Genomic DNA, 8,463 nt, shown 5'->3' with positions numbered 1-8,463 from the left:
GTCCCCGTCGTCGGCACCCCCGGCCCCGCCGCCAGCGGCTCCAGGGTCAGCCGCGTGGGCCCGGCGTCCCGCACGCACCGCACCTGCTGCGGATCCAGCCAGCCCAGCTTCCACTTGTGCCAGGCGAAGAGGTCCGGGGCGAGCCCGAACTGGCTGCCCATCAGGTCCCAGTCGCCGACGTGCGTGTCCCAGTCGCCCTTGCCGTCCACGGGCCGGTGGTACAGGTCGGGCAGGTCGAAGACGTGCCCGGTCTCGTGGGCGAGGACGAGCCGGTCCGGCGGATGCTGCTCGAACACCGTGACGATCCGGCGCAGGTCGGTGCCGTCGGCCCGCAGCGGGCTCGTCAGGTTCACCACCTTGGTCGCGTCGGAGTCCACACCGGGCGCGTCCGGGTCGGCGACGAAGTACACGACGTCGTAGCGCGAGAAGTCCACCTGCGGGTCGGCCACGGAGAGGGCGTCGCGCAGGTAGGCGGCCCGGCGCCCGGGACTCCAGTCGCGCTGTATGGCGTACGCGGTGGACGGCTGCGGCATCTGGACCCAGTGCCGCAGCGAGTGCGGACGCAGGGTGAAACGGCCGTAGGAAGCCCGTTCGAAGAAGCGGGTGGTGGCCGGGAAGTGGTCGGCGGTCAGCTCCTGTGGCGTGGTCAGCGGGTGGGAGTCCGGGAAGGACAGGAAGACCATCACCGCGTCCAGGGACCGGGCCGGGCGCGGATAGGCGGTGTTCCAGGTGTCCAGGCCCTCCGAGTGGTGGGCGTCGGTCCGGGTCAGGGCGCAGGGCGCGGCCGAGTCGGTCTCGGCGGCCGAGGGGCCGGTGCCGAGAGAGGTGGCGGCGAGCGCCGACATGGTGGTGAACACGGCCGCGGTGCTGCGCAGTCGGGCGCGCGGAAACGGACGCGGCACGGGTACCTCCGGGTACGGATCGCGGGACACCGCACCCAGACTGTGATGATTTGTCGTACTGCGCCCTGTTTGCCTGCACCGGTCGGGTGAAGGGGGCGAAAAATCGCGGAAGCCGACATCCCCGAAGCACTCACAGAACGTCACAACTGGTCGGCGGCCTGAAGAAGCCGTCCAGGCGCGTGCAGAAACGATCTGGCAGAAGGGCCGGCTGGCCGGGAAGACTGGACACCGGCTGGAAGGCCCCCGGGCCAGCCTCTATGATCGGCACACTTTCCTGACCTTTCCTGCACGGACAGAGATCGAATACATGCGGGAGCGAGCGGTGAGCGGAACCTCCGAAGGGCCGGCGCCCGCGGCAGACCTGGACCGGCCGGTCGTCACAGAGAGTGAGATCGACACGTCTCCCCGTACCGAGCCCCCGTCCCGGCTGCCCTACCGGTCCGTCTTCACGGCCGCCCCGCTCGCCATGGCCGTCGTGGACCGCGAGGGCATGGTCGTCAGCGCCAACGACTCGCTCGCCGCGCTGCTCGGCGGCAGCGCGGACGGGCTGGCCGGGTCGGTCGCCGCCGATCTGGTCGACCTCACCTCCGACGCCCGCAGCTGGCACGCCTACCGCGAGGTGCTGCGCGGACGGCAGTCCCGGCTGCGCTGCACGCGCCGGCTCAAGCACCCCGACGGGCGCTCGCTGTGGGTGCAGGTGACGGTCACCCCGCTGCCGGCCGACGACAGCGGTGTGCTGCTGTCCGTCGCCGACATCAGCGCCCGCCGGGAACTCCAGGCCCGGCTGCGCCATTTGCAGATGCACGACCCGGTGACCCGACTGCCCAACCGCACACTGTTCTTCGAGCGGCTGTCGGCCGCGCTGGAAGCGGAGTCGTACGAACAGAGCGGCACGGGCCGGATCGGACTGTGCTACCTGGACCTGGACGGCTTCAAGGCCATCAACGACACCCTCGGCCACCGTGTCGGCGACCGGCTGCTGGCCGCCGTCGCCGAGCGCCTCACGCGCTGCGCGGACGAGGCCGGACACTCACGCCCCAGCATCCCGCTGGTGGCCCGGCTCGGCGGGGACGAGTTCGCGCTGCTCGTCGAGGATTCCACGGGCACCGAACAGCTGGCCGAGCTGGCCGAGTCGGTGCTGCGGGCGATCCAGGACCCGTTCGACATCTCCGGCCAGCGTCTGTCGGTCTCGGCGTCGATCGGCGTCGTGGAGCGGCACGCGGCCGGCACCACCCCCACCGCGCTGATGCAGGCGGCGGACACCACGCTGTACTGGGCGAAGACCGACGGCAAGGCCCGCTGGACCCTGTTCGACCCGGAGCGCAACGCGCACCGCATGACCCGCCAGGCGCTCGCCTCCACGCTCCGGCCGGCCATCGAGCGGGGCGAGTTCCGGCTGGAGTACCAGCCGCTGGTCGGCATGGAGGACGACCGGCTGCACGGCGTCGAGGCGCTCATCCGCTGGAACCACCCGCAGTTCGGCGTACTGACGCCGAATCGGTTCATCGGACTCGCGGAGGAGGACGGTTCGATCGTCCCGCTGGGCCGCTGGGTGCTGCGCACGGCCTGTGAGCAGGCCCGCCGCTGGCAGCTGGACCACCCCGACGAGCCGCCGATCTTCGTCAGCGTGAACGTGGCGGTACGTCAGGTCTGGGACTCCGACCTGGTGGCGGACGTCGCGGAGACCCTGGCCGGGACGGGCCTCGCTCCGCATCTGCTCCAGCTGGAACTGACCGAGTCGGCGGTGATGGGCTCGGCGGGCCGCCCGCTGCAGACCCTGAAGGCCCTCAGCGACATGGGTGTCCGTATCGCCATCGACGACTTCGGCACCGGCTACTCGAACCTCGCCTACCTGAGCCGGCTGCCGGTGTCGGTGCTGAAGCTGGACGGATCGTTCGTGCGGGGCTTCCAGTACGACGACCGGGAGGCGGCAGCTCGCGCCAACCCGGCCGACGAGGTGGTCGTCGAGGCGATGATCCAGCTCGCGCACCGGCTCGGGCTGACCGTCACGGCCGAGTGCGTGGAGACCTCGGCCCAGGCGACCAGGCTGCGCAGCATCGGCTGCGACACCGGGCAGGGCTGGCTCTACTCCCGTCCGGTGCCGCCGGACCGTATCTCCGAACTGCTGGGCACGCCGGACGTTCAGGCGGAGGCGGGCGTCGGCAAACCGTAGGCGTCGGCGATGAGCTCGTAGGAACGCAGACGGACGTCTCCACCGTGCGCGTTGGCCGTGATCATCAGCTCGTCGGCGCCGGTGCGCTTGGCGAGGTCGTCCAGGCCGGAGCGGACCTCGTCGGGTGTGCCGTGGACGACGTTGGCGTTCCAGGAGTCGACGAAGTCGCGCTCCATCGGGCTGAACTCGTAGGCCTCCGCCTCCTCCGGGGTGGGCACGAGGCCGGGGCGCCCGGTGCGCAGCCGGACCATGCTGAGGGCCGCGGCCAGCACCTGCCGGCGGGCATCCTTCTCCTCGTCGGCGGCGAGCGCGGAGACGCCGATGAGGGCGTACGGCTCGTCGAGCACGGCGGACGGCCGGAAGGACTCCCGGTACAGGTCCAGGGCCGGGACGGTGTTCTGCGCGGAGAAGTGGTGGGCGAAGGCGAAGGGCAGCCCGAGGGTGCCGGCGAGGCGGGCGCTGAAGCCGGAGGAGCCGAGCAGCCAGACCGGCGGGCGGTGCGGGGACTGGACACCGCCGGGGGACGTGGCCTGGACGGGGCCCGGTACGGCGTGGATGCGGCTGTAGGGGTGCCCGTCGGGGAAGTCGTCGTCGAGGAAGCGGATCAGCTCGGCGAGCTGCTGCGGGAAGTCGTCGGCGCCTTCGTTCAGCCGGTCCGCGCGGCGCAGGGCGGCGGCCGTGGCGCCGTCCGTGCCGGGGGCGCGGCCGAGGCCGAGGTCGATCCGGCCCGGGGCCATGGCCTCCAGCGTCCCGAACTGCTCGGCGATCACGAGCGGGGCGTGGTTGGGCAGCATCACACCGCCCGAGCCGAGCCGGATGCGGTCGGTGTGGGCGGCGAGGTGGGCGAGGATCACGGCCGGGGACGAGGAGGCGACACCCGGCATGGAGTGGTGCTCGGCGACCCAGTAGCGGTGGAGGCCACGCCTCTCCGCCAGGCGGGCCAGGTCGACGCTGGTGCGCAGGGCGCCGGAGGCGGTGCGGCCGGACCCCACGGTGACCAGGTCCAGTACGGAGAGGGGGACGGGGGCACTGCCCCGGGCCGCGCCGCGTATCTCGTCTGCCGCGCCGCGTGTCTCGTCTGCCGCCACGGTGGGGTGCCTCCTGCTGTGGGCCGGGTGCCGTCGTTCCGGCTGTGGGCCGGGTGCTGTCGTTCCGGCGTTAACAGGGGACTGTCTCCGCTTATTCCTGAGGGTGCGGCGGGGCGGTCAGGCGGCCTGTTCCCAGTCGCTGGGCACGCTGTCGTGCGGAGGCGGGCGGTCGGCCTTCTCGCGCGCCCGCAGGACGGACCACGCGAGGACGGCCGCGCAGGCGAGCCACCAGGGCAGCGTCCACATGGTGCCCCACCAGCGGGCCCGGGGGTCGAGGACGGCGTCCACGGCGGCGGAGGCCATGGCTGCGGCCAGGCACCAGCACAGCAGGCGCCCGGACAGCTGGACAGCGCTTGCGGGGGATCTGAACGGGCCCGGTTCGGCCATCGGGGAGTCCTTCACGGCACGACTGGCTGCGGACGTGGCCAGTGTGCACGGGATGGACAGCTGGAGGGGAACGCGCTTTCGGTCAACCCAAGGGCCGCTTGATACCGCGGAGTTGAGCATTCCTCAACTTCGGGTGGGGTATTACAGATGATTTGCACCAGTCTGCCCCGAAGAAGGGGTGGGACCGATTCCGGCCCGCATGGAGGGTGTGTTCGAGGGCACGGCACCCCTTCTCAACCCCTCCGGGGCACTCGTACCGCATGACGACTGGTGCGTGCCGGGTGGCGCGAGCGGCCGGTGTCTCAAGGAGAGGGCGTGAACCGCGAAGCGGCCCGGGCCGATACTGCTCGCCCCCTGCGGCAGCTGCCGCAGGGGGCGAGGACAGGCCTTCCGCCTCACGCCTGGACGAGCGGCTCCCTCGTGAACAGCGCCCCCAGCTCCGGCGCGTTCACCCGCCGGTCGGCCAGGCGCAGACCCTCCCAGACCGTGACCTGGTTGGCAGTGAGGACCGGCTTGCCGAGTTCCTTCTCCAGGGCCGGGATGTGGGCCGCCGTGTGCAGGGCCGTGTCGGGGAGGAGGAGCGCCTCGGCGTCGGGGTGGTCGGAGTTCCTGGCCAGGGCGAGGAGTTCGCTCTCGCCCCACGTGCCGACCTCGGCGGCCGTGATGATGCCGGAACTGCTGACCGACACGACCTCCACACCGGCCGCGCGGAGGAACTCCGCGAACAGCTGCGCCACGTCCTCCGGGTACGTCGCACCGATCGCGACCCTGCGCGCCCCCAGCTCCCGCACCGCGTGCGCGAACGCGAAGGACGTGGACGACGCCGGCATGCCGGCCGTCTGCGCCAGGGAGCGCACCTGCTCCTGCGCGCCGTCCCAGCCGTAGACGAAGCTGCCGCTCGTGCAGGCCCACACCACGGCGTCCGCGCCGGCGTGCCGCAACTCCTGGACTCCCGCCGCGAGCCGGCCGGCGGAGCCCATCTCCAGCAGCGCGTCCACCCGGTGCGCGTCCTCACCGATGTCGGTGTGCACCAGGTCCACCCGGATGTCGCTGCCCAGCAACTGCTCGATGCGCGGATAGTCGTCCTCGGCGGAGTGGCCCGGGTAGAGAAATCCCAGCGCTGTCATGTCCAGCCTTCCTGCTGCTGCTGCTCTTCTTCCGGCAGTACGGGACCGGGGTGCGCCCCCGGCACTGCGGGACCGGAACGCGCCGCCGGATTGATCAGCGCTTGGTACGGCCCCACCGCACGGGTACCCAGTCGGCGCAGTGCCGCCCACATCGTCACTTGGTTGGCCGAGATCACCGGGATGCGCAGCTCGGCCTCCAGTTGGGGGATCACGTCGTAGGTGGGCAGGTTGGTGCAGCTGATGAACAGCGCGTCGGCGTCGTCGCGGACGGCCTGCCGGGCCATGTCCACCACCTCCCGGTAGGGGACCTTCCAGATGTGCCGGGTCAGCCCCATGAAGGCGCAGCCGGAGATCGTGACACCGGCCTGGGCGACGTAGGCCTCCAGGGACCGCGTCACCGAGACCGTGTACGGCGTCACCAGCGCCACCCGGCGTACGTCCAGCTCGACCAGGGCCTCCAGCAGCGCGCCGGAGGTGGTGATCGCCGGTACGGCACCGGCCCGGCTCATCGCCTCGCACATCGCCCGCTCGCCCATCATGCCGCCGACGAAGCTGCCCGACGTGCAGGCGTAGGCCACGACCTCGGGGGCGATCGCGTTGAGCGTGCGGACCGCCTCGCTGAGCGTCTCGTGCTCGCTGACCAGGCGTGCCAGGTCGAGACTCACCTCGACCGGCACGAACGGTGTGCGGGTCATATGGAGGGAGACCTCGTCCGGAACCCAGCGCCACAGCTCGCGGTCGAGTGCGAAGTCGAAGGGGGCGACGACGCCGACCCCGCGCTGCGGGCTGGGCCCGCCGAGAAATGAGACGTCCATGGCAGGCACCGGCCTCACGCTGGGCAACTAGTGTGCAACGGATCGTGGGAACGCCCGTGTTGACGACGGTAGGTTCGGGTGCGAGCGTGGTCAATCCGCCCGGATCACTCCTTGGTCAACACCGGGTTGAATGTCGTCACCGGCGGCCGCACCAAGGTCGGCCGGCCCCCGCCGAACGGCTGGAGAAACGGCTGCTCATGCCCACTCCCACCCTCCTCGTCCTGGACGCCGAACCCCTCCCCCGCCTCGGCGGCCTCACCGGTCGCGCCCGTATCGAACACACCGACGCGGCGGGACTCGCCGCGCGCCTCCCGCGCGCGGATGTACTGCTGGTGTGGGACTTCACCTCGCACGCCGTGCGGGACGCCTGGCCGGGCGAGGGCCCGCGGCCGCGCTGGGTGCATACGGCCAGCGCCGGGGTGGACCATCTGATGTGTCCGGAACTCGCCGCTTCGGACACGGTGGTGACGAACGCGCGCGGCGTCTTCGACCAGCCGATCGCCGAGTACGTCGCCGCGCTCGTGCTGGCGATGGCCAAGGATCTGCCGCGGACGCTGGAGCTCCAGCGGGAACGGACCTGGCGGCACCGCGAGTCGCACAAGATCGCCGGGACCCGGGCCGTGGTGGTCGGCTCCGGGCCGATCGGCCGGGCGATCGCGCACACACTGGGGGCGCTGGGCATCACGACGGCGCTCGTGGGCCGCGCCGCGCGCTCCGGCGTGCACGGCCCCGAGGATCTGGACCGGCTGCTCGCCCGGGCCGACTGGGTGATCGCGGCGGCGCCGCTCACGGACCGGACGCAGGGAATGTTCGACGCCCGCCGCTTCGGCCTCATGCAGCCGTCGGCCCGGTTCGTCAACATCGGCCGCGGCCGGCTGGTCGTCGAGGACGCGCTCGCCGAGGCCCTGGCCAAGCGCTGGATCGCGGGTGCCGCCCTGGACGTCTTCGAGGACGAGCCCCTGCCCGCCGAGAGCCCCTTGTGGCAGGCGCCGGACCTGATCGTGTCCCCGCACATGAGCGGCGACACCATCGGCTGGCGGGACGAGCTCGGCGCCCAGTTCGTGGAGTTGTACGAACGGTGGGCGGCCGGGAAGCCACTGACGAACGTGGTCGACAAGCAGCGTGGGTATGTACCCGGTCACTGACGTTCCCTGGAGGGTGGATGACCGAGCTCACCGAGCTGACCGCCGTACGGCTCCTCGACGGGTACCGCAAGGGCGAGTGGAGTCCCGTGGAGGCGACCCGGGCGGCGCTGGAGCGGGCCGAGGCGATCCAGCCGGAGGTGAACGCCTTCGTCCGGCTGACCGCCCAGGACGCGCTGGAGCGGGCCCGGGAGTCGGAGGAGCGCTGGCGGCGCGGTGAGCCACGCGGGCTGCTCGACGGGGTGCCGGTCACCGTCAAGGACATCCTGCTGCAGCGCGGGGCGCCGACCCTGCGCGGCTCGAAGGCCGTGGACCCGGCGGCCGGGCACTGGGACGAGGACGCGCCGTCCGTGGCCCGGCTGCGGGAACACGGGGCGGTCTTCCTGGGCAAGACGACGACCCCCGAGTACGGCTGGAAGGGCGTCACGGACTCGCCGCTCAGCGGTGTGACGCGCAACCCGTGGGACGCCTCGCGCACGGCGGGCGGCTCCAGCGGCGGCAGCGCGGCTGCCGTGGCACTCGGCGCGGGACCGCTGTCGCTGGGCACGGACGGCGGCGGCAGCGTCCGCATCCCGGCGTCGTTCTGCGGGATCTTCGCGCTGAAGCCGACCTACGGGCGGGTGCCGCTCTACCCGGCGAGCGCGTTCGGCACGCTGGCGCACGTGGGTCCGATGACCCGGGACGCGGCGGACGCGGCGCTGCTGATGGACGTCATCGGCCACCCGGACTCGCGCGACTGGTCGGCGCTCGCGGCCCCGGCCGGTCCGTACACGGACGGTCTGGCGGGCGGGGTGCGCGGGCTGCGGGTGGCGTACTCGCCGTCGCTGGG

The 8,463-nt window shown here is 72.3% G+C and carries 8 protein-coding genes; 3 read left to right on the top strand and 5 right to left on the bottom strand.

From position 1 onward, the window contains the following. Positions 1 to 902 (bottom strand): M6 family metalloprotease domain-containing protein (locus C1J00_RS32800; protein ID WP_180989778.1); only part of this gene is annotated, 902 nt, incomplete at its 3' end. A 307-nt stretch (positions 903 to 1,209) separates the two neighbouring features. On the opposite strand from C1J00_RS32800, the gene C1J00_RS32795 reads away from it, so the two are divergent. Continuing rightward, the gene (locus C1J00_RS32795) at positions 1,210 to 3,075 is read left to right on the top strand and encodes a putative bifunctional diguanylate cyclase/phosphodiesterase (protein WP_102912615.1); all 1,866 of its coding nucleotides are present in this window, start codon (positions 1,210 to 1,212) and stop codon (positions 3,073 to 3,075) included. Here the strand turns inward: C1J00_RS32795 and C1J00_RS32790 are convergent. The 4 genes from C1J00_RS32790 to C1J00_RS32775 form a co-directional block, all read right to left on the bottom strand. Further along, the gene (locus C1J00_RS32790) at positions 3,045 to 4,163 is read right to left on the bottom strand and encodes an LLM class flavin-dependent oxidoreductase (RefSeq protein WP_102912614.1); all 1,119 of its coding nucleotides are present in this window, start codon (positions 4,161 to 4,163) and stop codon (positions 3,045 to 3,047) included. The two genes, C1J00_RS32795 and C1J00_RS32790, sit on opposite strands and share 31 nt — an antisense overlap. A 117-nt stretch (positions 4,164 to 4,280) precedes the next feature. After that, positions 4,281 to 4,550 (bottom strand): hypothetical protein, encoded by a 270-nt coding sequence (locus tag C1J00_RS32785; RefSeq protein WP_102912613.1) that lies wholly within the window; start codon positions 4,548 to 4,550, stop codon positions 4,281 to 4,283. A 395-nt stretch (positions 4,551 to 4,945) separates the two neighbouring features. Further along, positions 4,946 to 5,677: a maleate cis-trans isomerase family protein gene (locus C1J00_RS32780; RefSeq protein WP_102912612.1), complete on the bottom strand. Its 732-nt coding sequence runs from the start codon at positions 5,675 to 5,677 to the stop codon at positions 4,946 to 4,948. Continuing rightward, on the bottom strand, positions 5,674 to 6,492 hold the full coding sequence (locus C1J00_RS32775) for a maleate cis-trans isomerase family protein (protein WP_102912611.1): 819 nt from the start codon (positions 6,490 to 6,492) through the stop codon (positions 5,674 to 5,676). Before C1J00_RS32775 ends, C1J00_RS32780 begins: the two co-directional genes overlap by 4 nt. A 197-nt stretch (positions 6,493 to 6,689) precedes the next feature. Between C1J00_RS32775 and C1J00_RS32770 the strand changes: the two genes are divergently transcribed. Both C1J00_RS32770 and C1J00_RS32765 read left to right on the top strand, forming a co-directional pair. Then, a complete protein-coding gene (locus C1J00_RS32770; RefSeq protein ID WP_102912610.1) occupies positions 6,690 to 7,637 on the top strand; it encodes a D-2-hydroxyacid dehydrogenase in 948 nt (315 codons plus the stop codon). Positions 7,638 to 7,654: 17 nt separating this feature from the next. Beyond that, on the top strand, positions 7,655 to 8,463 hold an 809-nt coding region (locus tag C1J00_RS32765; RefSeq protein WP_245936589.1), incomplete at its 3' end, for an amidase family protein.

It is taken from the genome of Streptomyces cahuitamycinicus, from assembly GCF_002891435.1.
Taxonomy (GTDB): Bacteria; Actinomycetota; Actinomycetes; order Streptomycetales; family Streptomycetaceae; genus Streptomyces; species Streptomyces cahuitamycinicus.
Note: the sequence above shows the minus strand (reverse complement) of the source record. Positions and strands in the feature narration are given on the sequence as shown.